The sequence below is a fragment of the Aliihoeflea sp. PC F10.4 genome (assembly GCF_054612275.1).
The window spans coordinates 2,816,619-2,840,233 of the sequence record NZ_JBTSWH010000001.1 but is presented as its reverse complement, the minus strand read 5'-3'; the positions used below and the strand labels follow the sequence as shown (position 1 = coordinate 2,840,233).

The 23,615-nt window shown below is 63.0% G+C and carries 25 protein-coding genes; 18 read left to right on the top strand and 7 right to left on the bottom strand.

What is annotated here, in order from left to right; all coding sequences use genetic code 11:
- Positions 1-89: 89 nt before the first annotated feature.
- From ACX82Z_RS14380 to ACX82Z_RS14370, 3 genes are all read left to right on the top strand, one after another.
- The gene (locus ACX82Z_RS14380; protein WP_379012700.1) at positions 90-833 is read left to right on the top strand and encodes a cytochrome c oxidase assembly protein; all 744 of its coding nucleotides are present in this window, start codon (positions 90-92) and stop codon (positions 831-833) included.
- Between the two features lie 301 nt (positions 834-1,134).
- The gene (locus tag ACX82Z_RS14375) at positions 1,135-1,683 is read left to right on the top strand and encodes a hypothetical protein (protein ID WP_173187441.1); all 549 of its coding nucleotides are present in this window, start codon (positions 1,135-1,137) and stop codon (positions 1,681-1,683) included.
- A 1-nt stretch (position 1,684) separates the two neighbouring features.
- Positions 1,685-2,626, top strand: coding sequence for a cation diffusion facilitator family transporter (locus ACX82Z_RS14370; RefSeq protein ID WP_312860483.1), 942 nt, complete (start codon positions 1,685-1,687; stop codon positions 2,624-2,626).
- A 40-nt stretch (positions 2,627-2,666) separates the two neighbouring features.
- On the opposite strand, the gene ACX82Z_RS14365 is transcribed toward ACX82Z_RS14370, so the two are convergent.
- Genes ACX82Z_RS14365 through ACX82Z_RS14350 form a run of 4 tightly spaced genes read right to left on the bottom strand, consistent with a single transcriptional unit; the run spans position 2,667 to position 6,740 of the window.
- Positions 2,667-3,314: a DsbA family protein gene (locus tag ACX82Z_RS14365; RefSeq protein WP_173187439.1), complete on the bottom strand. Its 648-nt coding sequence runs from the start codon at positions 3,312-3,314 to the stop codon at positions 2,667-2,669.
- On the bottom strand, positions 3,311-3,760 hold the full coding sequence (locus tag ACX82Z_RS14360) for a disulfide bond formation protein B (protein WP_404933673.1): 450 nt from the start codon (positions 3,758-3,760) through the stop codon (positions 3,311-3,313). The genes ACX82Z_RS14365 and ACX82Z_RS14360 overlap by 4 nt, the downstream gene beginning before the upstream one ends.
- Before the next feature lie 13 nt (positions 3,761-3,773).
- Positions 3,774-4,379 (bottom strand): SCO family protein, encoded by a 606-nt coding sequence (locus tag ACX82Z_RS14355; protein ID WP_459589686.1) that lies wholly within the window; start codon positions 4,377-4,379, stop codon positions 3,774-3,776.
- A 54-nt stretch (positions 4,380-4,433) separates the two neighbouring features.
- Complete coding sequence (locus tag ACX82Z_RS14350; RefSeq protein ID WP_459911802.1) at positions 4,434-6,740, bottom strand: heavy metal translocating P-type ATPase; 2,307 nt, start codon at positions 6,738-6,740, stop codon at positions 4,434-4,436.
- Positions 6,741-7,048: 308 nt separating this feature from the next.
- Here ACX82Z_RS14350 and ACX82Z_RS14345 point away from each other — a divergent pair, with 308 nt between their 5' ends.
- From ACX82Z_RS14345 to ACX82Z_RS14305, 9 genes are all read left to right on the top strand, one after another.
- Positions 7,049-8,422, top strand: coding sequence for a sensor histidine kinase (locus ACX82Z_RS14345; RefSeq protein ID WP_459589684.1), 1,374 nt, complete (start codon positions 7,049-7,051; stop codon positions 8,420-8,422).
- On the top strand, positions 8,419-9,090 hold the full coding sequence (locus ACX82Z_RS14340) for a response regulator (RefSeq protein ID WP_459589682.1): 672 nt from the start codon (positions 8,419-8,421) through the stop codon (positions 9,088-9,090). Before ACX82Z_RS14345 ends, ACX82Z_RS14340 begins: the two co-directional genes overlap by 4 nt.
- 331 nt (positions 9,091-9,421) lie before the next feature.
- The gene (locus tag ACX82Z_RS14335) at positions 9,422-10,408 is read left to right on the top strand and encodes an iron ABC transporter substrate-binding protein (protein WP_173187429.1); all 987 of its coding nucleotides are present in this window, start codon (positions 9,422-9,424) and stop codon (positions 10,406-10,408) included.
- 67 nt (positions 10,409-10,475) lie between these two features.
- The gene (locus tag ACX82Z_RS14330) at positions 10,476-12,026 is read left to right on the top strand and encodes an ABC transporter permease (protein ID WP_459911800.1); all 1,551 of its coding nucleotides are present in this window, start codon (positions 10,476-10,478) and stop codon (positions 12,024-12,026) included.
- 2 nt (positions 12,027-12,028) lie between these two features.
- Positions 12,029-13,051, top strand: a complete 1,023-nt coding sequence (locus tag ACX82Z_RS14325; protein ID WP_459589680.1) for an ABC transporter ATP-binding protein — start codon at positions 12,029-12,031, stop codon at positions 13,049-13,051.
- A gap of 76 nt (positions 13,052-13,127) precedes the next feature.
- On the top strand, positions 13,128-13,529 hold the full coding sequence (locus ACX82Z_RS14320) for a hypothetical protein (RefSeq protein ID WP_459589678.1): 402 nt from the start codon (positions 13,128-13,130) through the stop codon (positions 13,527-13,529).
- Positions 13,530-13,588: 59 nt separating this feature from the next.
- Positions 13,589-14,092 carry a copper chaperone PCu(A)C gene (locus ACX82Z_RS14315; protein WP_459589677.1) on the top strand — a complete coding sequence of 168 codons (504 nt, stop codon included), beginning with the start codon at positions 13,589-13,591 and terminating at the stop codon, positions 14,090-14,092.
- Complete coding sequence (locus ACX82Z_RS14310; protein ID WP_459589676.1) at positions 14,089-14,697, top strand: SCO family protein; 609 nt, start codon at positions 14,089-14,091, stop codon at positions 14,695-14,697. The genes ACX82Z_RS14315 and ACX82Z_RS14310 overlap by 4 nt, the downstream gene beginning before the upstream one ends.
- 84 nt (positions 14,698-14,781) lie before the next feature.
- Complete coding sequence (locus ACX82Z_RS14305) at positions 14,782-15,198, top strand: MerR family transcriptional regulator (RefSeq protein WP_459589673.1); 417 nt, start codon at positions 14,782-14,784, stop codon at positions 15,196-15,198.
- A gap of 42 nt (positions 15,199-15,240) precedes the next feature.
- On the opposite strand, the gene ACX82Z_RS14300 is transcribed toward ACX82Z_RS14305, so the two are convergent.
- On the bottom strand, positions 15,241-17,769 hold the full coding sequence (locus ACX82Z_RS14300) for a heavy metal translocating P-type ATPase (RefSeq protein ID WP_459589670.1): 2,529 nt from the start codon (positions 17,767-17,769) through the stop codon (positions 15,241-15,243).
- A gap of 442 nt (positions 17,770-18,211) precedes the next feature.
- Here ACX82Z_RS14300 and ACX82Z_RS14295 point away from each other — a divergent pair, with 442 nt between their 5' ends.
- A complete protein-coding gene (locus ACX82Z_RS14295; protein ID WP_459589668.1) occupies positions 18,212-19,195 on the top strand; it encodes an endonuclease/exonuclease/phosphatase family protein in 984 nt (327 codons plus the stop codon).
- A gap of 55 nt (positions 19,196-19,250) precedes the next feature.
- Entirely contained in the window at positions 19,251-19,748 is a 498-nt protein-coding gene (locus ACX82Z_RS14290; protein ID WP_459589666.1) for a hypothetical protein, read from the top strand.
- Positions 19,749-19,756: 8 nt separating this feature from the next.
- On the opposite strand, the gene ACX82Z_RS14285 is transcribed toward ACX82Z_RS14290, so the two are convergent.
- Positions 19,757-20,170 carry a MerR family transcriptional regulator gene (locus tag ACX82Z_RS14285; protein ID WP_173187413.1) on the bottom strand — a complete coding sequence of 138 codons (414 nt, stop codon included), beginning with the start codon at positions 20,168-20,170 and terminating at the stop codon, positions 19,757-19,759.
- Positions 20,171-20,320: 150 nt separating this feature from the next.
- On the opposite strand from ACX82Z_RS14285, the gene ACX82Z_RS14280 reads away from it, so the two are divergent.
- Both ACX82Z_RS14280 and ACX82Z_RS14275 read left to right on the top strand, forming a co-directional pair.
- Positions 20,321-20,845: a copper chaperone PCu(A)C gene (locus ACX82Z_RS14280; protein ID WP_459589663.1), complete on the top strand. Its 525-nt coding sequence runs from the start codon at positions 20,321-20,323 to the stop codon at positions 20,843-20,845.
- Between the two features lie 151 nt (positions 20,846-20,996).
- The gene (locus ACX82Z_RS14275) at positions 20,997-21,653 is read left to right on the top strand and encodes a transglutaminase-like cysteine peptidase (protein WP_459589661.1); all 657 of its coding nucleotides are present in this window, start codon (positions 20,997-20,999) and stop codon (positions 21,651-21,653) included.
- A 215-nt stretch (positions 21,654-21,868) separates the two neighbouring features.
- On the opposite strand, the gene ACX82Z_RS14270 is transcribed toward ACX82Z_RS14275, so the two are convergent.
- Positions 21,869-22,048, bottom strand: coding sequence for a hypothetical protein (locus tag ACX82Z_RS14270; RefSeq protein WP_173187408.1), 180 nt, complete (start codon positions 22,046-22,048; stop codon positions 21,869-21,871).
- A gap of 211 nt (positions 22,049-22,259) precedes the next feature.
- Here ACX82Z_RS14270 and ACX82Z_RS14265 point away from each other — a divergent pair, with 211 nt between their 5' ends.
- Together ACX82Z_RS14265 and ACX82Z_RS14260 are read left to right on the top strand one after the other, a co-directional pair.
- A complete protein-coding gene (locus ACX82Z_RS14265) occupies positions 22,260-23,264 on the top strand; it encodes a L,D-transpeptidase family protein (RefSeq protein ID WP_379012710.1) in 1,005 nt (334 codons plus the stop codon).
- A 12-nt stretch (positions 23,265-23,276) separates the two neighbouring features.
- On the top strand, positions 23,277-23,603 hold the full coding sequence (locus ACX82Z_RS14260; RefSeq protein ID WP_173187406.1) for a hypothetical protein: 327 nt from the start codon (positions 23,277-23,279) through the stop codon (positions 23,601-23,603).
- Positions 23,604-23,615 lie beyond the last annotated feature (12 nt).

Here is a 23,615-nt window from a genome sequence, read left to right as displayed (position 1 = left end):
AGTTCGAGGCCCATAGTTTCCACTAACGCGGTAGACTAAGACGCTTAAGCTCACAAAAGCCTGGTACAACGTCGGGGAGACATTGCGTCATGCCATTTGAAAGCTTCAATCCATACTGCGGATCCGCCCCGGTGCCGTCGAACCTTTGGACAAGCTGGAACTTCGATCCATTCCTCCTCGGCGCTCTGGCAATCGGGCTCATCGTCTGGCGCCTGGGCGGTCGCAACGACAGGATGGGGCGAACCTGCCTTGTCGCCGCCTATGCCCTGATCTTTCTGGCCTTCATCTCTCCGCTCTGCGCGCTTTCATCGGCTCTGTTCTCGGCAAGGGTTGCACATCACCTCATCCTGATCGGCGGTATCGCACCGCTGCTGGCGATCGCGTTTCCGTGGCCCAAGGGGCCGACGCTGCCGCTGGCGGCGCTGGTCATCCTGCACGCCGCGATGGTTTGGATTTGGCACGCGCCCGCTCCCTATGCGTTCGCGCTCTCATCGCACTCCGCCTATTGGCTCATGCAAGCGACCCTCTTCCTGTCGGCATGGCTACTCTGGCGAGAGGTCTTTGCGCCGCGCGCTCATCGGGGCAGTGTCGTGCTGGCGTTGCTGGCGACGATCATGCAGATGGGATTTCTTGGCGCCCTGCTCGTTTTTGCCCGGCAGCCCCTCTTTGCCCCGCATTTCACCACGACGCTGGCTTTCGGCCTGACCCCGTTGGAAGACCAGCAGCTTTCCGGCCTTCTGATGTGGGTGCCGGCCTTCATCCCCTATGCAGGCGTCGCGCTCTACCAGTTCGTCGCGCTCATCTCGCCGCAGCAACGGTCTGATGCACCATGATCGCGATGGCAGCCGAGCGCGATGTTCGACACTCGACTGAGTAGCTGTTTCATCGCGGGCCGATTCCAGCGTGCAAATTTCGCTTGCTCCTCTAGCGGCTAGAGGATGCAGTCTGGGTCAAGACTGCATCAGGCGAGCCACCCATGATCCGCGAAACCGCATCCTATAAGCAGCAGACCGAAGGCCCTTGCACACTTTCGAGCAACGCCGGGTTGTCATACGAAGTAAGCACCCGTGGGCCGAACAAGCCCGATCAGGATCTAATCCTGCGTGCCTGGACATTCGCGTTGCCGGGCCGACCATGACCAGCAACTCCTATACCGTCACAGCCGCATTTCTCTTCACCGTAGCGGTTCTTGCCCTCGGCTATGCCGCTTTCGGCTTCTGGACGATGCTAATCTTCACCTCCGGATTCGTCGGCGGGTTCGTGCTGTGGCTGTTCTTTCCGGCATCCCCATCCTTCACTGCGATCAGGATCCCGTACTTTCTGGCGTTGGCACTTTTCGCCCTTCACCGCGTCGAGGAGTACTCGATGGGCTTCTTCGAGAAGCTGGCGACGATCACCGGCATAGTCACTCCCGATACCGCTTCTTGGCAGGTGATCATGCTGGTGCTGCTGTCCGTTGGAGCGTGGCTGCTGATGCCGGTTTTGGTCATGCGCGGATATCGCTTCGGCTCCTATCTCGCCTGGACCTTCTTCGCCGCCATGGGCATCACCGAGCTCGCGCACCTTATCGTCTTCCCTTGGTTTGCCCCAGAGCTTTTTGCCTATTTTCCCGGGATGGCGAGCGTCGTGCTGCTCGCACCTGTAGCGTGGTGGGGCATGAGGCGTCTTTCCAGAGGAGCTTGATGTGACCGGAAATCCAGAGATCTCGAAAACGGACCATCAAGGGCACGCGCACGAGGACGGACACGATCATTCACAGGTCGTGACCTCCTCCAATGAACGGCGAATCCGGTTCGTCCTCGTCTTCACCGCCGGATACGCCATCGTGCAGGCGATCGGCGGCTGGCTTTCAGGCTCGCTCGCGCTGATCGCCGATGCGGGACACATGGTCTCCGACGCGGCCGCGCTGCTGCTCGCCCTGATCGCCTATCGCATCGCTCGCCGCGCGGCGGATGCCACGCGCACCTATGGCTTCCATCGGGTGCGGGTCCTGGCAGCGCTTGCCAACGGTGCGACGCTGCTGCTGCTCGTGGCCTGGATCGCCTGGGAGGCAGTGCAACGCATCAACGCGCCGGTCGAGATACTGGCGGGCCCGATGCTGATCGTCGCGGTGATCGGCCTTTGCGTGAACGTTGCCGGCGCCTGGATCCTGTGGTCGGGCAACAAGGGCGATAGCAATCTCAGGGGCGCGTTTCTGCATGTCATCGGCGACCTGCTCGGATCCGTCGGTGCAATCGCCGCGGCGATCGGGATCATGCTGACCGGTTGGACGATCCTCGATCCCATCCTTTCGGTGCTGGTGGCGGGGCTCGTCGTCAGGTCCGCATGGAGCCTGGTCTCGGATTCAATCCGCGTCCTGCTGCAAGCGGTTCCGCGAGGTGTGGACGCGATCGAGGCTGAGCGGGGGCTCTCAGGCATACCGGGCGTTGCCGAGGCCGGCCACTTTCACGCCTGGACGCTGACGGACGAGACGAGCGTTGCCACGGTCCATGTCAGCCCGGCGACAGGAACGGATCCGCTCAGCCTCCCGCCGCTCGTCTCGGCCTGGCTCAAGGAGCGCTATGCGATCGACCACGTCACCGTGCAGGTGGACCCGCCAGGCGAACTCAAGATCGAGCACGAGTGATCCTGCCTTTCAGCAGTGCGCTCAAACATTGCCGATCAGTTCACCCGCCTTGGCGAGCAAGCTGCACTTCGGCCTCGACGAGCTCAATCAGCTGCTGGGGTCCGAAAGACGGCAAGCTCTTTCCGTTCACAAAGAACGTCGGTGTCTGCCTGACCCCGAGCGCGTCGACATCGCTCGTATCCTGCCGCAGCACAGCCGCGACCTCAGCCGATGTCGCGTCCTGGCGCGCGCGCTCGAGGTCGAGGCCGGCAGCGGCGGCGGCCTGCCACGCGCGGTCGAGGTTCGGGTTGCCATGCAAGGCCCACTCGGGCTGCGCGGCAAGAAGAGCTTCGAGCACCGGCACGAAGAGGTCCTGCCGTCGTGCGGCCTCAATGATCCCGACCGCCTGATCCGAACCGTCATGAAAAGCTGCGTAACGGAATACGACCCTGACGTCATCGGGATACTGCGCAAGGATGTTCTTCACGAGGGGATGAAAGGCCCGGCAGGCTTCACACGAGGGATCGAAGAACTCCACGATCGTCACCGGAGCGTCCGGCGGCCCCATCACCGGAGAATGCTCCCTCACGAGAGCTTCGGCGCCGGACGGATCGAGGCTGCCGGCGCGATTGTAGTAGAGCGCAGACGCACCGAAGATTGCCCCTGCGGCCAATCCAACGGATAGGATGGTCACCTGTCGACGGTTCATTTGAAAACTCCAGGTCGGCACAAGGCAAGACTGCCGCCGATCGCGAGGAACGCGAGCAGCGACACGAGCGGCAGCGGCACGCCGCCGAAAATGGTCATGTCAGCGCCCGAGCAGGACGGGCCGTCGCGCGCGCATGGTGTTATGCCCTCATCAATGAGGCCGAAGTAAATCAGCGAGTGAAACGCCGCGATCGCAGCGCCGACTGCGACCAGAGGCAATGCATAGATTCTGATACCGACATCGAGCCTGAACGCCGCGATGCCGAGCATTATGGCGAGCGGGAACATGAACACACGCTGGAACCAGCAAAGGTTGCACGGAGCCTGCCCCACGATCTCACCGATGAACAGAGCTGCCAGCGTCGACCCGGCCGCGGTCAGCCAGGCGACCAGAAGCCACCAGGAATTCCAGTCTTCAACGGATTTGCCGGTCACTTTGTCGAGCATCGTCTTGTCCCGTTCAGGCGCTCACGAGACGGCGCAGTTTCTCCAGCCTCGTATCGCGCGGTTCGTGCATGTCGAGAATGCCGCCCAGGCTGCCGTCGCCTCGCATGAGGAAGACACCTGCCGTGTGGTCCATCGTGTATTGGCCACCTTCGAGGGGTACCTTTGCCGCGTAAGCGGAGAACGCGGCAAGGGCGGCCTCGGTCTCCTCGGCCGTTCCCCGTAGCGCGGTGATGCGACTGTCGAAGGCCGTCATGTAGCCGGCCAGCATGTCCTGGGTGTCGCGCTCGGGATCGACGGTGATGAACAGGACCTCGAGCTTGTCCGCATCCGGACCCAGCTCGCCCATCAGGTCGGTCAGTTCGAACAGCGTCGTCGGGCAAATCTCGGGACAATGGGTGAAGCCGAAGAACACGACATAGGGTCGTCCCCTCAGGGACTGGTTGTCCACGCGGTCCCCGTCGTGCGACACGAGCGAGAAAGGGCCACCCACACGCGGCGCCCCGGTCGACGCTTCCGCAGGCTGGCGCTTTCCGGTCAACTGTGTCGACACAACCAGGAACATGCCCAGAACCACGATTGCTACCAGGATGGCAATGCGGAACAGCTTGACGAAGGTCATGGCCCGTGGCCTCCGTGTCCATAGTCAGGTCCCACATTCGCTCCAGGCCGCGCTTCAGGCATCCTTGATGCCTCGCCATGCGAGCAGCCGCATGGCGTTGGCGGTGACGAGCACCGTCGCGCCGGTATCGGCAAGGATCGCCGGCCACAGCCCGGTCACACCGAGGACGGTCGTGACGAGGAACACCGCCTTCAACCCAAGCGACAAGACGATGTTCTGAACGATGTTGCGCATGGTGGCACGCGACAGCGCCACCATGTTCGCCACATCCTTGACGCGGCCGTGCAGAACCGCTGCATCTGCGGTCTCCAGGGCGACATCGGTTCCGCTTCCCATGGCGATGCCGATGTCGGCGGCGGCAAGTGCCGGCGCATCGTTGATTCCGTCGCCGACCTTGGCGACGAACGAACCCGTCGCCCGCATCTCGCCGACGATCTTCTGCTTGTCCTGAGGCAAGAGCTCGGCACGCGCTTCCATCCCGAGCGAGGCGGCAATCGCCTTGGCCGTGCGCTGGTTGTCGCCAGTCAGCATGACAGAGTCAGCACCCAGTTCACGCAGCGCGGCGATGCCTACCTTGGCGTCGTCGCGTGGCTCGTCACGCATCGCAATCAAACCGGCGACCTGACCGCCTGCCAGCAGTACCGACACCGTCTTGCCCTCGTCGTTAAGCGAGGCTATGCGCGCGGAAAGGGCCTCGTCCAGCATGACCTGCTGGCCGGCCGCCCGGGGCGAGGCGAAGAACAGCTTCACACCCTCGAGCGTGCCGACCACGCCCTTGCCGCCCACGGCGCCTGCCTCCAACGCGGCGACCACGGGCACATTCTCGGCCTCGGCCTTTGCCAGGATCGCGACCGCCAGCGGATGGCTGGAACCCACCTCCAGCGAAGCCGCGAGGCGGAGCGTCTCGCGCTCGTCGCGCGCGACGCCGACGATGTCCGTTACCTTCGGCTTACCCTCGGTCAGCGTTCCGGTCTTGTCGAAAGCAACGCGCTCGACCTTGCCCAGGTTCTCCAGCACAGCTCCGCCCTTCATCAACAGGCCACGCCGGGCGCCGGCGGAAAGTCCTGCCGCGATCGCCGCCGGCGTCGAGATGACGAGGGCGCACGGGCAGCCGATCAGGAGCACTGCGAGGCCGCGATAAATCCAGGTATTCCACTCTGCGCCGCCCAGCAGCGGCGGCAGGATCGCCACGAGTGCCGCCACGACCATCACTCCTGGCGTATAGTATTTGGAGAAGCGGTCGATGAAGCGTTCGGTCGGAGCCTTCGACTCCTGCGCCTCCTCGACCAGCGCAATGATGCGCGCGATCGTGTTGTCTGCTGCGGCCGCAGTCACGCGCACACGCAGCACGCCTTCCTGGTTCACCGTGCCGGCGAACACCTTGTCGCCTTCCTCTTTGCGCTTGGGAACCGACTCGCCTGTCACCGGTGCCTCGTCGACCGCGCTCTCCCCGGAAAGCACGACGCCGTCGGCAGGCACGCGATCGCCTGGACGGATCATCACGATCGAACCGACCGTGAGGCTGTCCGCCGGAACGGTCCGCGTCCCGCCCTCGCTTTCCAGCAGTGCGGTCTTGGGCATCAGCGTGGCCAGCGCGCGGATCGAGGCCCGAGCCCGTCCCGTCGCGATGCCCTCCAGCAGTTCACCGACGAGGAACAGGAAGACGACGACCGCGGCCTCTTCCGCAGCATTGATGATGACGGCCCCCACCGCGGCTACCGTCATGAGCGTCTCGATCGAGAACGGGCTGCCGTTCATCGCACCGAACAGCGCCCGCCGCGCAATCGGAACGAGACCGACCGCCATGGCGACGATGAAACCCCAAGGCTGCGTCTGCGGCAGAAGCTGCGACAGCCCGAAGGCGACGGCGAGCGCGGCGCCGCAGATGATCGTCAGCTTAGCCTTGGATGTGCTCCACCATGGACCTTCAGTCGGTGCATGATCATGACCATGCATGCCGTGAAGGGCGTGCTTTTCGTGCTCCGACCCCCGCACCACGGGTCCGTGTGCGTGGTCGTGTCGATGATCTCCGCCATCGTGGGTGTGGCCCTCGTGATGATGATGCCCCTCATGGCGGCATTCAGGTCCGTGGACATGTGCTGCGCCGGCGACACGGGGAGCAGTGGCGTCATCGGCGCGCGTGAGACGGGCAGCCTTGTAGCCGAGGCTCCCGACCTTGCGCGCGACACTATCAAGATCGGCATCAGGCCCGTGGGTCACCGTCATCGTGCCGGCCACGACCGAGACACTCACATCGCTGACTGTGGCGATTCGACGAACAGCGGTGTCGATTTTGGCTGCGCAACTCGCGCAATCCATCCCCTCCACGCGAAAGCGCGTCTGGCGTTGCGGCACCGTCATCATTCATCACTCCTAGATCTCAGGAGCGCACTCATACGACCTACAGCAGCTAGAGGATCAAGAGGCAATTTCAGATTTCTTGACGATCGTCGCCTTTGACGTTTGGCGTCTTGCCCGGCGGCCACTTCGGTCCAAGCGCAACACCCCCGGCACAGTCCATCGAAGGAGACGCAAGTGCACCGGTGAAAATGATCTTTCATCGGATATAGTCTCAGCAATGATGGCGTTCACCCCGTGCCAGCACGCTGGCCGCCTGCAGGAACGGCCGTGGATTGCCGCGGTCCAATGTCAGACTGGTCGAGAACCTGATGAGCGAAACAATTCTACCCAGGCGCGAGAGCCAGATCCCGAAACCGGGAAACCTCGTCACCCAATTCATGATGGTGTCAGGAACTGTGCTCATCGCAGGCATGCTTGCCATCGGACTCTGGGTCACGTCCGAGATCGAGGAAGGCGTCACGGACAGCGCGGGAGCGGTCACCGCGCTCTATGTCGACGCACTCATCGCGCCTGTGACCCAGGAACTGGACGATGGAGGAAGCCTTGGAGACGAAGCCAGACGTGAGCTCGACTTCATCGTCAGGCGCGGCGCGCTCCGCGACGAAGTCTCCGCGTTCAAGCTCTGGGACCCGAGTGGCCGGATCGTGTTCAGCGACAATCCCGACCTTGTAGGTAGCATCTTCGATGTGAGCGACGGTCTGGCGCAGGCTCTTGCAGGCAGGGTCGACGCGGCGCTGGCGCGCCAATCCCATATCGTCAGCGACATCGATCGGAATGCACCGCTTCTGGAAGTGTACAGCCCGGTGCGCTCGGCCACGACAGGCCGGATTATAGCGGTGGCGGAGTTCTACACGACCGCGGAGAGGCTGCGGGAGCATCTTTTCGACGCGCGCGTCAAGAGCTGGTTCGTCGTCGGTCTGGTCTCCCTCGGCATGTTCTCGGCGCTCTATGCACTGTTCGCGCGCGGCAATAGGACAATCTCGCTCCAGCGCCGGGCTCTGGACGATCAGATCGATCAGCTTTCGGCGCTGCTGGAACAAAACACGGGGCTTACCCAGCGTGTCGAACAGGCCAACCATCGCATCGCCGACTTTAACGAGCGCAACCTTCGGCGGATCTCCGCCGAGCTGCATGATGGACCGGTCCAGCTGCTCGCCTTTGCGGCGCTTCGTCTCGACAGCCCGCAACACTCCAGGCGTGAACAGGTTCGCCAGGCCGTCAATGAGGCAATGAAGGAGATCCGTGATATCTGCAGCGGATTGGCGTTGCCGGAGGTAGAGGCCTGGTCGGTGGCGACGATAGTGAAGAAGGTCGTGTCTGCGCATGAGCGGCGGACGGGCCGCAAGGTCGTCCTGAACCTGGAGGACGATCTGCCAGAACTGTCGCCGGCGGCCAAGACCTGCATCTATCGTTTCCTGCAGGAAACGCTCAACAATGGATCGAAGCATGCGCATGGAGCACGCCAGACCGTGGCGATCGCCAGGGCTTCGGACGGCATCGAGGTCCAGGTCTGCGACGACGGTCCCGGCTTCGCCCCACCGGAAGGGGGAGAGGGACTCGGCCTGCTGGGCCTGCGCGAGCGCGTGGCTGGCCTTAAGGGCTGCTTCGATCTGCACAGCCGCCAGGGCGGCGGAACGCGCGTCGTCATGCGTCTGCCGGAAGACAAGGAGGCGATAACATGACGACACGTGTTCTGATCGTCGACGATCACCCGCTCTTCCGCCAGGGTCTTTCCATGGCGCTGGGCGAAACGGAAGATCTCGTCGTCTGCGGCGAAGGGACGTGCGCACAGGATGCTGTCGACCTTTCGCGCGACCTGCAACCGGATGTCGTCCTGCTCGATCTGTCGATGCCGGGTGGCGGGTTCGCTGCGCTGGAGCATATCCGCGCTTGCCAGCCCGCGTTGCGCGTTGCCGTGCTCACCGCATCGGAGGATTGCGATGACGTCCTGAAGGCGATGAAGCTTGGCGCGCGGGGCTACGTTCTGAAAGGCGTCGGAGGCAACGCACTGATCGACGCGGTGCGCGATATCGCGCGAGGAGCGGGCCACGTTGCGCCGACGCTGGCAGCGGCGATCCTGTCCGGACACAACGGCGCCGAGGGATGGTTCCAGACGAAGGAGCCAGACATAGGGGACCCAACCAACCGCCGTCTGGCACAACTGACGCCGCGTGAAGCGCATGTGCTCAAGATGGTGGCAGCCGGCTTTTCCAACAAGGAGATCGCCCGGCAAGGCGACATGCAGGAAAAGACGGTGAAGCACCACGTGACCCGCATCCTGCAGAAGCTGCAGGTGCGCAACCGCACGGAAGCTGCGATGGTCTGGCGGAGCGCCGAGCCGGCGGGCTGACCGCATCGGACTTTAGCCCCATACGTGTGGCCAATGGTCTTAGGCCGATATTAAAGTGGACAATTTTTGAATAGTTATCTGTCGTCAACGGACCAAGGGGCGGTCTCCATCTGAGCCGACGCGATCGATGATCGTGTGAACGTTCACCAGGACTTCCACCTCCGCAGGTCTTCTTAACTGGCCGCACCTGGTGTGCTCGCCGGCGGATGGCGGACATGTGCCGCATCTGCCCGGCTTAGCTTTGCCAAGGCGCACGGACCGCATCCGTCGACCGCGGCTTCAAGCGTCCCATCCTCACGGGTGTGGAAAAATAGTTACAGGAGAGACATTAATGAAGAGAACCATCCTGGCGAGCCTCGGTCTGGTGCTTGGCATGACGACCTTTGCCCTGGCTGAATCCGTCACCATCTACTCGGGCCGCGGCGAGGCGCTGATCGCGCCGCTGATCAGGCAGTTTGAAGCCGAATCCGGCATAACCGCCGAAGTGCGCTACGGCGGAACATCCGAGCTCGCGACGTTGCTGCTGGAGGAAGGCGCGAACAGCCCAGCGGATGTGTTCTGGGCGCAGGATGCGGGCGCGCTCGGCGCGCTCTCTGAAGCGTTTGCCGAACTGCCGGCAGAGGTGAATGGTGCAGTCCTCGAAGCCTTTCGGTCGGATGCCAACAAATGGGTCGCGACGTCCGGAAGGAACCGCGTTCTGATCTACTCGACGGAGCGTGTCGAGGAGGATGATCTGCCGCAGGGCATCGCCGACCTGACCGACGAGAAGTACAAAGGGCGCGTCGCCTGGGCACCGACGAACGGCGGGTTCCAGGCGTTCGTCACGGCCTTCCGCGTCGCCCATGGCGACGAGGCCACCAAGGAGTGGCTGGAGGGCATGATCGCCAACGATGCGAAGGTCTACCGCAACAACGGCACGCAGATCGACGCGATTGCCAATGGCGAGGTCGATTTCGGCTTGGTCAACAATTACTATCTCGGCCGCTACACCGCGCGGGATGCAGAGTTCCCGGTCGGCCAGACGCCGTTCGCTTCCGGCGACATCGGCAATCTCATCCTCGTCGCCGGCGCGGGCATCGTCGAGGCGAGCGACAACAAGGAAAATGCACAGAAGTTCATCGACTTCCTGCTTTCGCCGGCCGCCCAGCAATTCATCACCCTCCAGGGCTACGAGTATCCGGTGCGCTCAGGCATCATCCCGCACGACACCCTTGAATCCCTCGAAACCGTGAACGAGATCAGCCCCCAGGTCGATCTCAACCAGATCGGCGATCTCGAAGGGACGCTTGCGCTGCTTCGTGAGGTCGGCCTGCTATAACGGGCTCGTGACTGGTCTTTCGTCATATGCGAGGGCGGGCCACAAATCCCGCCCGTCGCCCTTGCTGGTGCTTCCCGCGCTCGTTGTTGCTCTGGGAACCTGCCTGCCGGCTCTGTATCTGCTCCTTCGCGCTTTCGATGCGGAACCGGCGCAACTTGGCGAGATCGTCTTCCGTCAGCGTAACCTCCTGCTGCTCCTCAACACGCTGAAGCTGGTCGCAGTCGTGCTCGTGATAGGCACGCTGATCGCCTTGCCCGCCGCATGGCTCGTGACGCGCAGCGACATCCGATTCAAGAAGGTTCTGTCCTTCCTGATGGCGCTGCCTCTGGCAATGCCGGGCTACGTGATGGCCTACGCCTTGCTGGGTCTTTCCGGCTACTATGGGTTCGTGCGGCAATGGTTCGGTATCGCGCTGCCGCCGCTCCATGGCCTTTGGGGCGCAGGTCTCGCGCTGTCGCTCTATACTTTCCCTTATCTGTTCCTGAACCTGCGAGCGGCCTTTCTGGGAATGGACCCTGCGCTGGAGGAATCGGCGCAAAGCCTCGGGCGGCGGCGATCGGAGATCTTCCGACGCATCATCCTGCCGCTGCTGTGGCCCGCGCTGGTGGCGAGCTGGCTGATCGTCGGCCTCTACGTCGTCGGCGACTTCGGGGCCATCGCCTTGATGCGATACGAGGTCTTCAGCTACGCCATCTTCACGCAGTACAGCGGGGCCTTCGACCGCACCTACGCAGCCTGGCTCTGTCTGATGCTTCTGGTGCTGACGGTGGCGGTGCTCTGCCTCCAGCGGGCCGTGACGAGAAACATGCGTTTTGCCTCCACAGGGACCGGAACACCAAGGCCTGCGCGGCCGATCGCGCTCGGGCGCTGGGCGGTCCTGGCATGGGCCTTCCTGGTGATGGTGGTCCTCTGCTCTCTGGGGCTTCCCCTGCTTGTGCTGATCCACTGGATGCGGCTCGGTGTTCCCGAAGTGGATCTGGCCCAGCTTGGCAGAACCGCGATCGGAACGCTCTTGGCGGCCGGTCCCGCCGCGCTACTGTCGACGACGCTCGCCCTGCCTGTCGTTCTCCTGACCTTGCGCCATCCCGGCCCGATTTCCTCGCTGGTCGACCGGCTGGCCTATCTGGGCTATGCGACACCGCCGCTCGCATTCGCGCTGGCCATGGTGTTCTTCTCGCTTCAGGCCGCGCCGGTCCTCTACCAGTCCTACGCGTTGCTTCTCTTCGCCTATGTGATGAGTTTCCTCGTATTGGCGTTCGGGCCGATCCGTCTGGCGCTCCAGCAGATCGGGACCAGGCAGCAGGAAGCAGCCCGTGGTCTCGGCTCCACTCCCGCCCAGGCATTTGTCCTCGTGGTGCTGCCACGCCTGCGCCGGCCTATGGCCGCGGGCGGCCTGCTCGTCTTCATCATGGTCGTCAAGGAACTGCCGATCACCTATCTGCTGGCCCCGACGGGTTATGGAACCCTGGCGATGAACGTGTTCAGCCGCACCAACGAGGGCATGATGGGCGAGGCCGCGCCGTTCGCTCTGAGCATCATCCTGTTCTCCAGCCTCTTCGTCGGATTGATGCTGAAGTACGAGAGCCGGGATCTGCGCGGCGCGAGCGGAGGGAGTTGACGATGGAAAAACCCGCCCTCCTATCGGCTCGAGGCCTGTCGCGACGCTTCGTTCGCGGCGGAGCGGCCGTGGTCGACGACCTGTCGCTGGAGATTCAGCCGGGCGAGATTCTCGCTCTGATCGGACCGTCCGGTTGCGGCAAGACGACCACGCTGCGCATGATCGCCGGGTTCGAGACGCCGGACGAGGGCCATATACTCCTTTCCGGCCGCGACATAACCGGCGTCGCCGCCGAAAGGCGCGGCGTCGGCATGATGTTCCAGGACTATGCGTTGTTCCCGCACATGACGGTCGCAGAGAACATCCAGTTCGGTGCCCGCGGCAAGGAGGCCGGAGTGGTCGAGCGCTATCTCGGTATGGTCGGGCTAGCAGGGCTTGGGCGCCGCTATCCCGACCAGCTTTCGGGAGGGCAGCAGCAGCGCGTTGCGCTTGCTCGATGCCTGGCCTGCGAGCCGGAGGTAATCCTTCTCGACGAGCCATTTTCCAACCTCGACGCCGCACTGCGCAGCACCGCCCGCCGCGAGATCAGGCGGCTCCTGAAATCGTCTGGGCTCGGCATCGTGTTCGTCACCCACGACCAGGAGGAGGCGTTGAGTTTTGCCGACCGCATCGCTGTGATGCGCGATGGTCGCATTCTCCAGAGCGGATCGGCGCAGGAGGTTTACGATCGACCCCTCGATGCCTTCGTCGCGAGTTTTCTAGGCCGCACCAACCTGCTCGAAGCGACGGCACAACGCGGCGTCGCCAAGACGCCCTTTGGCGATCTAGCCTTGACGGAGCCCGTATCCGGCGCTGTGCATTTCTCCGTCAGGCCCGAACGGATAAGCATCCGTCGTACCCATGAAGGTGAAAAGCCGAATGGCCGAATTCTCTCCGTGGAGTTCAAGGGGCATGACATGACCTACTGGGTCGAATGCGGCGGCCTGGAGTTGCAGGTCGACGTCATGCAGCAGCGCCGCTTGCCTGAAGGAGCCGAGGTCCATGTATCTGCGAAAGGGAGCTTCCCGCCCTTCCGCCAGGTTTAATCGGTTCGGGAAAAAGCGCCGGGCAGAGCGCACATGTCGCAGTGACAAATCGGACGCCCGGGATCATGAGTTGCGCATGCGCAATAGGGGAACATCCAGAGGCGGATGCCTGACAGCCGGTCTCATGATCGGTCTGATCACCTATCTCGTGCTGCTGCAAGGGCTCGCCACGTCCTATGCCAAGACGTGGATGGCGGTCGACCAGCTTGCGCCCGCCTTCATCATATGCTCGCCTTTGGGCACGGCGGACCAGCCGGACGTCGATCCGCTCGAACTTATCGTCAAGGAGTGCTGTTCCGCACTGTGTGCGGCCGCCAGTTCTGTCGGTCCGACCCTTCAGCCTTCGGAAACCGGATCGTTCGAATTTCGGCCCGTCCTGTCGAACGACGATCCACTCCGCCCGCGTTCGCAGCGCGCGCCGCCCGGAGAGCCTGGCGCCATAAAGGATGCCCGCGCCCCGCCCGCCTTCTCCATCTGATGCTTCAACCTTACGGCTGCGTCCAGCGACGCGCCGGAACATCACATATGGAGACTTCAATGCGACACCTCTTTTCGATGCTGGCGGCTATCGCCTTTGTTGCCGCAGCCACACCCACCGTCGCGCACGACTATCGCGCCGGAGACATCGAGATCGGCCATCCATGGACGCGCGCGACACCACCAGCGGCAAAGGTAGGGGGCGGATACCTCGAACTGACCAATGCAGGCGACACAGCCGACCGTCTTCTAGGCGGTTCCTCACCCGTCGCCGCCCGCGTCGAGATCCACAACATGGAGATGACCGACGGCATCATGAAGATGCGTCCTGTTCCGGAGGGTGTGGAGATTCCCGCCGGCGAAGCCGTGAACCTGGCGCCGGGCGGCTATCACCTGATGCTACTGGAACTGAAGAAGCCGATCACCGAAGGTGAAATGGTCCCGGTGACGCTCGAGTTCGAGCAAGCCGGCGCCGTCGACGTCGAACTGGCGGCTGGCCCGATCGGCTCCACGGCGACGGGACACGGCAACGCCACGTCTTCCAGCCATGAAGGGCATGAATGATGAGCGGTCGTGTTGTCGGATTCATAGCGGCCGGGGTCATGGCGATCGTCATGACGCTGGCGGCATTCTCCATCGTGATCGACTCCAGAAGGGCGCCAGTGCTCCAGTCCACTGGTGTTGCGACGGTCGGCGGGCCCTTCACGCTTGTCGACACCGAGGGACAGGAGGTCACCGAAAAGGAGCTACTCGGCAAGCCGAGCGCGGTGTTCTTCGGCTTCACCTTTTGTCCCGACGTGTGTCCCACGACGCTATTCGAACTGACGAGCCTGATGGAGCAACTGGGCAGCGACGCTGACAGGATCAATTTCGTGTTCATCTCCGTCGATGCTGGCCGCGACGGTCCGGAGGAGATGAAGCAGTATCTCACGGCCTTCAATGAACGCATCATTGGGCTCACCGGCACAGAAGATCAGATCGATGCTGTTACCCAAGCGTACAAGGTCTACTACGCCCGCGTCCCCGTCGAGGGCGGGGACTACACGATGGACCACACCGCCTCGGTGCTTCTAATGGACGCGAGCGGGCAGTTCTTCGGAACCATGGCCTATGAGGAGGCGCCCGAAGTGATGCTGGCGAAACTGAAGCGCCTCATAGACGAGGGCTGACGAGCAGGAACGACTAGGGCGCTTCACGACTGGAAGTTAATGAAGCGCCTCAACTACAATGACTGATGCATGATCGCGAGCGGCATGCCGATCGGAAAGCTCGCCCGCATCACCGGGACCAATGTCGAGACGATCCGGTTCTACGAGAAGTGCGGCTTGCTGCCGGCGCCGGCACGCACCAAGGGCAACTATCGCGCCTACGAAACCTCTCATCTCAACAGGCTGAGCTTCATTCGTCGCGCTAGGGATCTCGGCTTTTCGATCGACCAGGTCCGCACACTGCTCGACCTCTCCGACGACAAGTCGCGCTCCTGCGAGGTGGACGAGATCGCCAAGGAGCATCTGCGCGAGGTAGAGCGGAAAACCGCCGACCTGAAGGCGTTGCAAGGCGAGCTCGACCGCCTGATCACGCAATGTCGCTGCGGAACGGTTGCCGACTGCCGCATCATTGAATCGCTGTCGCCTCGGCCCTCTGGCACGTCCATGGAGGTCGCGATGTGACATCAGACGCGGTCGCGCTCTCGCAGACCCGGCGCCGGCCGCTCAAGCGGCCGCCCCGCCGCTGCCGTTCCGCACCTTTCCATAGGGATCGCGATAGGCCAGCAGCCTGAGCGCGTTGAACACGACCAGCAGCGTCGAGCCTTCATGCACCGCGACCGCCGCCCCGATGCTCAATCCGAGGATCGTCGCGGGCACGAGCACGGCGACGATGCCGAGGCTGACCACCACGTTCTGGAGGATGATCGAACGGGTGTGCCGGCTGAGCCCCACCGCGAAGGGAAGGTGCGACAGGTCGTCGGCCATCAGCGCGACATCGGCCGTCTCCAGCGCCACGTCGGAGCCGGCCGCCCCCATGGCGATGCCGACCGTGGCGCTCGCCATTGCGGGGGCGTCGTTGACGCCGTCACCGACCATGGCGACCTTGCCTTCGGATCGCAGCCTCTTGATCGCCTCCACCTTGTCCTCGGGCATCAGGTCGCCCCAGGCCTCGTCGAGCCCGACATCCTTAGCGATCGCGTCGGCGACCTTCTGGTTGTCGCCCGAGATCATGATCATGCGCGTGATGCCGATCTCGTGCAGCTTCTTCAATGTATCGCGTGCCGCGGCGCGGGGCGTGTCCATCAGCCCGATCGCGCCCAGATCGCGGTCGCCCTGCCGGACCACCATCGTCGTGCGGCCGCCGTCCCGAAGCCGTGCGATCGCCTCGATCATGGCATCGCCGAGAGCCGGAATGCCGTCGCTTCCGAACATCTCGGCCTTGCCGATCCACACCGTCTGCCCGTCGAACGTCGCGGTCACACCCTTGCCGGTGAGGCTCTTGAGATCAGATGCGGCGGTGACGGCCTTTCCGCCAAGCTTCTCCTTGCCGTCGCGCACGATCGCCTCGGCCAGCGGATGGTCGCTCAGGCTCTCCACGGCGACAGCCACCGTCAGCAGTTCCTGCTCGTCGACGCCTTCAGCGGTGACGATGTCGGTGATGCGTGGCTGGCCTTCCGTCAGCGTGCCGGTCTTGTCGAAGGCGATCGCCGTCAGCGAGCCGAGGTTCTCGAGCGGTCCGCCGCCCTTGACCAGCACGCCGCCGCGCGCCGCACGCGCGACGCCCGACAGGACGGCGCTCGGCGTGGCGATGGCGAGCGCGCAGGGGCTGGCAGCGACCAGCACGGCCATCGCCCGGTAGAAGCTGTCGCGGAACGGTTCGTCGATGACGACCCAGCCGAACAGCATCACCACAGCCAGCGCCAGCACCACCGGCACGAAGACGCGCTCGAACTTCTCGGTGAAACGCTGGGTGGGCGACTTCTGCGCCTCCGCCTCGCTCACCATCTTGACCACCTTGGCCAACGCGCTCTCGGTGGAACGCCGCGTCACCTCGATTTCGACCGCGCCCGCGCCGTTGATCGTGCCGGCGAAGACGCGCGAAGCACTGTCGACTGAGTCGGGCCGCGCCCGTGCCGCTTCGGTGTCGGCAACCGGACGCTTGTCGACCGGGATGCTCTCGCCGGTAACGGGCGCCTGGTTGATGCTGGTCGTGCCCTTGACGAGGAAGCCGTCGGCGGGAAGCCGCTCGTTGGGACGCACGACGACGATGTCGCCGACCACCAGCTCCTCCACCGGGATCTCGCGGGTTTCGCCGTCGCGCCTGACGGTCGCGACGGGCGGCGCGAGTTCCGCCAGCGCCTCGATCGCGCGCTTGGCACGTCCCATGGCGTAGTGTTCCAGCGCGTGGCCTAGGCTGAACAGGAACAGGAGCAGCGCGCCTTCCTCGAATGCGCCAAGCGCCGCCGCGCCGGCTGCCGCGACCAGCATCAGCGTGTCGATCTCGAACCGTCCGAGGCGCAGATTGTCGATGGCCTCGCGTAGCGTGAAGAAGCCGCCGAAGAAGTAGGCAGCGATGAAGCAGGCTGTGGGCAGCCAGCCCGGCGCGCCCGAGACCAGATACTCGACGGCGACGCCGATCCCGAGCAGCGCGCCGCTCGACAGGGCGAAGATCAGCTCCGTGTTCGGCCCCAGGAACTCGCCATGCGCATGGTCGTGGCCTTCACCTTCCCCATGCTTTCCGCCTGCCGGCCCATGGTCGTGACCGGCGTGCTCGTCCCTGCCGTCTTCTGAAATTGATGCAGGCCCTTTGGCTCGCTGGACCCCGAGTGTGCGCAGCGCCTCGGCTATCGCTTCCTCGGAAGTTGCGTCGCGGTCGAACTCGACATGCACCGTGCCCGCTGCGTTCGCCTCGGCCTGGAGCACGCCGGCGAGCGACCTGAGCTTCTCCGCGACCGTACGCGCGCGGCGTTCGTGCCCGATGCCCTTGACCTGCCACGTAAGGTGTCCGAAGCGGGCGGTGATCCGCGCGCCGGAAGCCTGGGCGATCTCGCGAATCCGGCTGAGCGGCAGGGCCTCTTGATCGAAATGGACACAGAGCTTGGCGGGCTCGTTTGCCTCGGCCGCAACGACGTGGACCTTCTCTACACCCTCGCGTGCTTCCAGATCGGATGTCAGCCGCGCCACGCATGCATCGGCCACGTGCGCGACGTCGGGAAGCAGAACAGGGATGTCCAAACGCAATTTTTCGCTCATGATCGTTCCTGCTTTCTGCGCCAACGTGCTCCATCATATTGGCCGTGTTGTAGAACCTCTAGCTCATATAGGATCAAGAGCGAAAACCGATGATTCGTGAATCATCCCTCGACAGCCGGAGTCAATGGAACAATCTGAAGCAAAACATGCGGCAATAGTTTTCGCTGTCTCGACTTCGGTCTTCGGTCCAAACCTACGCGGCGCTCAGCAAACTTAAAGCAAAGGACTCCGACTTGCCGGGGGAGCGTATGAGGACCCCGCAAGCCGGGGTCTCTTTTTCCTCAAATTCTGTGCCAATTGCGAGGCCAACGAACCAGAGGCAGGAATCCAGCGCGGGAGCCCACTGAATAGCGAAGCCTATGCGCCAGATTGCCCCATTGGCCGAAGCCGACGCCACGGCAATTATCCAGCCCCCGAAGCGCACACAGCAGGATCGATCCCGGTGCCCCTCTCGTCAGCCAGCGGCGGAATGCCGAAGCTCTTCGTCGCCGCTGTTGTCCTGGTGCAGCTTGTCTTTGCTGCGGCACAGCTCGTATCGTTGGCGCTATCCCGAGACCTTTGGATCGCGGACCTCGCGAACTTCATCCGTCCCCATCTTCTGGTCGCGGGCGTCGTTCTGTTCGTGGTCGGTTTTGTGCTTCCTCCGCGCTCCACGAAGATCGCGGGAACGGTTGCGCTTCTGGCTGCCGGCTTTCCCTACTTCCTGCTCCCGTCTCCAGCGCCGGCTGCGCCGGGAACGACGTTCACAATGATCTCCGCCAACGTGCTGACCGACAATCTGGACCCGCGCCCCTTTCTCGCGCTGCCCGATGTCGGCGCAGCGGACATCCTTGTTCTGCAGGAAGTGAGACCTCTCTGGCAGAACGCACTGATCGCCAGCGGGCGTTGGCCCTTCGAAAGCAGCCGCGACCTGGCCGGCAACACCGATATGAAGGTCCTCAGCCGTTTCCCGATCCTGGACGAACGGACGGTCTCTTCCGAGAGCACCGATACATACGGCAGGTTCGCGGTGCGCTACGAGCTGTCGGTCGAAGGGACGAACGTCGTTCTCTATGCAATCCATCCCCAGACCCCGCGAGGCCCCCGTGCCTGGGAGGCGCGCGCTGCGTACCTTCGCGATCTGGAAGCAGCCGTGAAGTCGGAGCCGTCGGACGCTCTGGTCGTCGTCGCCGGCGACTGGAACACGCCGCCCTGGTCTCCGTTCTTTCGCGACTTCTTGTCCTCGACGGGATACCGGACAACGGAATCCCGGTGGTGGCCGCTGCCGACCCGCTTCAGCATACGCCTCTGGTCGCTCACGCAGATCGGCACGCCAATCGACCGAATCGTCTTATCGCCTACGATGGCGCTGGAGGAATTGGCTTTGGGGCCGAAATTCGGCTCCAATCATCTGCCAGTCGTTGCGCGCGTGGTTATCCCGGATTGACGACCACCCAAGTGCGAAAACGAAGGACAGCCGCGCCGGCTGCGTGGGACATGAGATGAGACCGCGCTTCACAGTACCTGCTTTCGGAGCTGCCTTATGGCTTGCTGGCGCGGGTCATGCCCTGGCGAGCCCGCCGACCGGCGTGTTTCTCTGGTATCCAGAGCAGGGCACGCCAACATCGCAGGACTGCGACGACGTCGTCGCGCGCGTTGGACCGTCGCTGGAAAAGGCCGAAGCCTGGCTCTGGGGCCGCGCACCCTTCGGGTCGGAGCTTGAGTTCTATCTCTTCCTTTCAGAGGACCGGATGGAAACCACGTTCTCCGCGGAAGGGGACTACGATACGGGGACATTGCGCCTTGGTCCTACGGTCGGCGACGAAACGACGTTCGAGCTGGTGCCGGAGGATCACCCGACGATCACCATATCCGGCTCGATCGTGGCGCCAAAGGACAGCGTGACCATCACCATCATCCTTCGCGACGTGCCCTCGACAAACGGCCCTGCCGACAGGGTAGCGCACTATTGCCGCTTCGACGAACAGACCGAGGTCTGAGCAGGCCTTCAGTGCTCGTTCGAGCACAGTTCGTGGTTAGCCAAAGACTGGATGACGTAGCAGTCCTTGATCTGATCGCCGTGGCATCGAGTTGCGATGCGTTCGAGTTCGCGCTCAAGGGGCCTGAGCTTTGCAATCTTCTCACGGACAATCTGCAGTTGGCGCACCGCGATGCTGTCGGCATCCGCGCATGGCCGCTCCGGATGCTCGCTCAGCTCAAGCAGTTCACGAATGGCCCCGATCGTGAACCCGAGGTCGCGGGCGTGCTTGATGAAGGACAGCCGTTCACGTTCGCTGGGCTCGTAACGCCGTTGATTGCCGCCCGACCGGCCCGGTGCCACCAACAGGCCCTTTTGCTCATAATAGCGGATGGTCGGAACTTTCACCCCGGTGACGCGCGACAACTCTCCGATCGTCAGCATGATTACCTCCAGCTCCTATAGATATTGGCGGAGGAACAGCGGTCGTGCAACAGTGCGGAATTGCCGCATCCAGATGGCGGGCCCGGTTCACAGCCTTGCCCGATTCATCACGGACGTTCACGGCCAATAGTCGTGGAGGGGACATAAGCAATGTACATGGCGACTTCTTGCCGACTTCCGATCGCTCTTGTTGCGTTCGTTCTGCTCGCCGCGTCGGCAGCGGCCTCCGAGCGGACGCTTGACCACGCCAATCCCCCTCGGACGCTGACGGTCGAACATGCCGAGATACTGATCGATGATCGCGATGGCTCCCCAGCGAGAGGTTTCCTAACGGTCTGGAACGGCACGGATACGCACGCCTATCTCGCTGCGGTGAGAAGCGAAACTTTTGCAAGCAGCACGATCATGCGTACTCCATTCAACTCCGACGATGACGCGGCTGAGCCGGCCAGCGGCCCGCTTGTAATTCCAGCACATGCCGAACTGCAGATGCGCAAAGGCGGCATCCACCTACTACTTGCCGATCCCGCGTCTGCAATCGAGCTATCGGAGAGCGAACGCCTGATGCTGATCTTCGATGATGGCCGGGAAGTGGAGGTGTCAGCCCATCTCGTGCAGACATCAGATCTTCTGACAAACCACCGGCACGGCGAGGCTGATCGTGCCGCTAACTAGCTCTCTGCAAGCGCTCGATCCTGGTAAATGAAGGATTTCGAAATCCGTTGCGATTTGCGCCGAGTTTGAATCGAATACAAACCACTGATTTTCTTCGATTTTGAGGTTTCTGGGCTAGGCTTCTTCCCATCACTTCGGGGAGAGTCAAATAATGAAAAAGCTTTGGATGAGCGCGCTCGCGCTCTTGGTCTTCTGCACGTCGGCCTGGGCGAGTGCGTCCGAGTTCAACCCGTCGCAGCCATTCAACGCTCGCAACATGGCGACGTTCGGCGCGACCTCGATTCCGGTCGGGTATTACGAGTATTGCCTTCGCTACAGGCAGCGGTGCGCCAGAGGGCCGGAGGGAACGATGATCCAGCTCACGCGGGCGAGCTGGAGCGATATCGTAAGCGTCAACGCGGAGGTCAATACCGCGGTCATTGCGATGACCGACATGGAAATCTACGGCGTCGAAGAGCGGTGGGAGTATCCGACAACCGTTGGCGACTGCGAAGACTATGCGCTGCTGAAGCGCCAACGGCTGAACGAGATGGGCTACCCGCTCGGCGCGTTGCTGCTGACGACCGCTCTCGATGCCAAGGGCGGCGGGCACGCGGTGCTGTCCGTGGTCACGGATCTCGGCGACTTCATCCTCGACAATCTGGAGCAGCGAGTGCTCCTGTGGAGTGACGCCAGGATCTACTTCCTGAAGCGTCAGTCCCAGCGTGACCTGAACCAGTGGGTCAGCCTGGTGGATGAGGATGATCTCCTGATATCCTCGGGCAACAACCAGGCTCCCTCCACGGCTGCGGCAAGGGTGAGAAGATAGACGGCGGTGCCTCCGTAGATCATCTCCATGGTGTTGTGACCGACACCGAAGCACACGAGACTGAAAATCGTGGAGAGCACGACATAGGCTGCGGCACCGGCAACCAGAAAACACCCTAGACGTATGAACATAGGTGGACCGGCAATAGGAGAAATGCCGGTCCACTCTTTCATTGTCGGCTGCCCGACGCCACTCAACCCTATGTGACCATTCCGTTATTCGGGTTGGCTGTCTACCTGAGCCGGGCGCATCTCGGTCACGATATGGCCGAAGCTGGCGAAGAACACAGCGCCGACAAAGCCTACAAGCAGGAGCACGACAAACAGGTTCTTGCGCGCTCTCTTGCGACCAAGGCCCCGTGAGTCTTCCAGGGTCATCTGCTCCAGCGAATTCATCGCACCCTCGTTCCAAAGTCTCTGACAAGGCGTCTCGGCCTCACTTGCGTTCTTCATATCGACTCCACCCCGAGCACGGATAGTCGGACGAACTGCGGTTCTTTGCCGCTCGCAAATATGTTAGGGGCAACATCTTCTTAACTATGATAGCCCCAAACTTACGGCTCGATCCCGAGGGCGGATCGGCGCAAAGGATCATGAAAGCGCGAACATGTTGCAAGCGTTAAGGATAGGCGTGGTGGGTTTGCTTGCCCTTTTGGTGAGCGGATGCGTGTCGACGGTCCTCGAGGTCGACAACAAGGCGTCACAGCCCATCCCTGCTGCCCTCCTTGCCGAAATGTCGCGCAAAACCATGTCGCCAGCCGCGCCGATCCTCGTGCGGATCTTCAAGCAGGAAAGCGAGCTCGAGATCTGGAAGCGCGACCGCAGCGGCCAGTTCGCCCTGCTCAAGACCTATCCGATGTGCCGCTGGTCCGGAAAGCTCGGTCCCAAGACCCGAGAGGGCGACCGCCAGGCCCCCGAGGGGTTCTACCACGTAAGCGCCGGCATGCTGAACCCGAACTCGCAATACTATCTCTCCTTCAATCTCGGCTATCCGAACCGCCTCGAGGCGGCCCTCGGCTACACAGGCGAAGCGCTCATGGTGCATGGCGCGTGTTCGTCGTCGGGATGTTTCGCCCTGACGGACGAGGGCGTGGCCGAGATCTACGCCGTGGCCCGCGAGGCCCTCAGGGGCGGTCAGCCCGCTTTCCAGGTGCAGGCATTTCCATTTCGCATGACCGCCCAGAACATGGCGAAGCATCGCGACGACCCGAACTTTTCTTTCTGGGCCGACCTGAAGCGCGGCTACGATATCTTCGAGGTCACCCGCCGCCAGCCCAGGGTCTCCCACTGCGGCCGGCGCTACGTCTTCGACATGGAGTTCCAAGGAGGGGAGCCGCGCGATCCTCTTGCGGCATGTCCGCCGGCGGTGAATGGCGACGACCCCCTTGTCGCCCGCCGGGCAGAATCCGATCTTCTCGCGATGCAAAGCCTGCTGGAAAGCGGCACGGCACGCAGCGCACATGCCTACATCGATGGCGGAATGCACCCCAGTTTTCGTAGTCTTCTGGAGCGTTCCGGCGAGCAAACACTGGCCAAAAGAACGTCGCTGACCTCCGTACCTGTCAGTCGGCCATCAGCGGCGCTCGGAGACCCACATTCGCCCAAGGAATAGAACGACAGCACGATGATCCGATTCCTCGCGTTCCTCTTGGCTTTCATGGTCGCCGTCCATTTGGCGGCGCCTACAGCCGTGGCCGCGAATACGCCGATTCAGGAGTTTGCGGCCACCGCGATGATGGCTGGCGGCAGCGGTTCCGAACTGCCGAGCGAGAGCAACGACGATGCGTTGCCCCTTTCGCCGCACGCCACCACAAAGTGCCACGACCAGTGCGCCGGATTCACAGTCTGGCTTTCACCCCACGCTGCCAGCGCGGGCCTGCTGTCGATCCACGGCAGAGAGCAGGACCTGTCGTTCACCTTCATTCCCATCATCGTCCCTCCGCCCCAATAACGTCGAACAGGC

Excerpts from the sequence above, each read along its gene's own strand:
- ACX82Z_RS14380 (WP_379012700.1), top strand. The coding sequence starts at position 90 with ATGCCATTTGAAAGCTTCAATCCATACTGCGGATCCGCCCCGGTGCCG.
- ACX82Z_RS14375 (WP_173187441.1), top strand. The coding sequence starts at position 1,135 with ATGACCAGCAACTCCTATACCGTCACAGCCGCATTTCTCTTCACCGTA.
- ACX82Z_RS14365 (WP_173187439.1), bottom strand. The coding sequence starts at position 3,314 with ATGAACCGTCGACAGGTGACCATCCTATCCGTTGGATTGGCCGCAGGG.
- ACX82Z_RS14360 (WP_404933673.1), bottom strand. The coding sequence starts at position 3,760 with ATGCTCGACAAAGTGACCGGCAAATCCGTTGAAGACTGGAATTCCTGG.
- ACX82Z_RS14355 (WP_459589686.1), bottom strand. The coding sequence starts at position 4,379 with ATGACCTTCGTCAAGCTGTTCCGCATTGCCATCCTGGTAGCAATCGTG.
- ACX82Z_RS14350 (WP_459911802.1), bottom strand. The coding sequence starts at position 6,740 with ATGACGGTGCCGCAACGCCAGACGCGCTTTCGCGTGGAGGGGATGGAT.
- ACX82Z_RS14345 (WP_459589684.1), top strand. The coding sequence starts at position 7,049 with ATGAGCGAAACAATTCTACCCAGGCGCGAGAGCCAGATCCCGAAACCG.
- ACX82Z_RS14340 (WP_459589682.1), top strand. The coding sequence starts at position 8,419 with ATGACGACACGTGTTCTGATCGTCGACGATCACCCGCTCTTCCGCCAG.
- ACX82Z_RS14335 (WP_173187429.1), top strand. The coding sequence starts at position 9,422 with ATGAAGAGAACCATCCTGGCGAGCCTCGGTCTGGTGCTTGGCATGACG.
- ACX82Z_RS14325 (WP_459589680.1), top strand. The coding sequence starts at position 12,029 with ATGGAAAAACCCGCCCTCCTATCGGCTCGAGGCCTGTCGCGACGCTTC.
- ACX82Z_RS14320 (WP_459589678.1), top strand. The coding sequence starts at position 13,128 with ATGCGCAATAGGGGAACATCCAGAGGCGGATGCCTGACAGCCGGTCTC.
- ACX82Z_RS14315 (WP_459589677.1), top strand. The coding sequence starts at position 13,589 with ATGCGACACCTCTTTTCGATGCTGGCGGCTATCGCCTTTGTTGCCGCA.
- ACX82Z_RS14310 (WP_459589676.1), top strand. The coding sequence starts at position 14,089 with ATGATGAGCGGTCGTGTTGTCGGATTCATAGCGGCCGGGGTCATGGCG.
- ACX82Z_RS14305 (WP_459589673.1), top strand. The coding sequence starts at position 14,782 with ATGCCGATCGGAAAGCTCGCCCGCATCACCGGGACCAATGTCGAGACG.
- ACX82Z_RS14300 (WP_459589670.1), bottom strand. The coding sequence starts at position 17,769 with ATGAGCGAAAAATTGCGTTTGGACATCCCTGTTCTGCTTCCCGACGTC.
- ACX82Z_RS14290 (WP_459589666.1), top strand. The coding sequence starts at position 19,251 with ATGAGACCGCGCTTCACAGTACCTGCTTTCGGAGCTGCCTTATGGCTT.
- ACX82Z_RS14285 (WP_173187413.1), bottom strand. The coding sequence starts at position 20,170 with ATGCTGACGATCGGAGAGTTGTCGCGCGTCACCGGGGTGAAAGTTCCG.
- ACX82Z_RS14280 (WP_459589663.1), top strand. The coding sequence starts at position 20,321 with ATGTACATGGCGACTTCTTGCCGACTTCCGATCGCTCTTGTTGCGTTC.
- ACX82Z_RS14275 (WP_459589661.1), top strand. The coding sequence starts at position 20,997 with ATGAAAAAGCTTTGGATGAGCGCGCTCGCGCTCTTGGTCTTCTGCACG.
- ACX82Z_RS14270 (WP_173187408.1), bottom strand. The coding sequence starts at position 22,048 with ATGAATTCGCTGGAGCAGATGACCCTGGAAGACTCACGGGGCCTTGGT.
- ACX82Z_RS14265 (WP_379012710.1), top strand. The coding sequence starts at position 22,260 with ATGTTGCAAGCGTTAAGGATAGGCGTGGTGGGTTTGCTTGCCCTTTTG.
- ACX82Z_RS14260 (WP_173187406.1), top strand. The coding sequence starts at position 23,277 with ATGATCCGATTCCTCGCGTTCCTCTTGGCTTTCATGGTCGCCGTCCAT.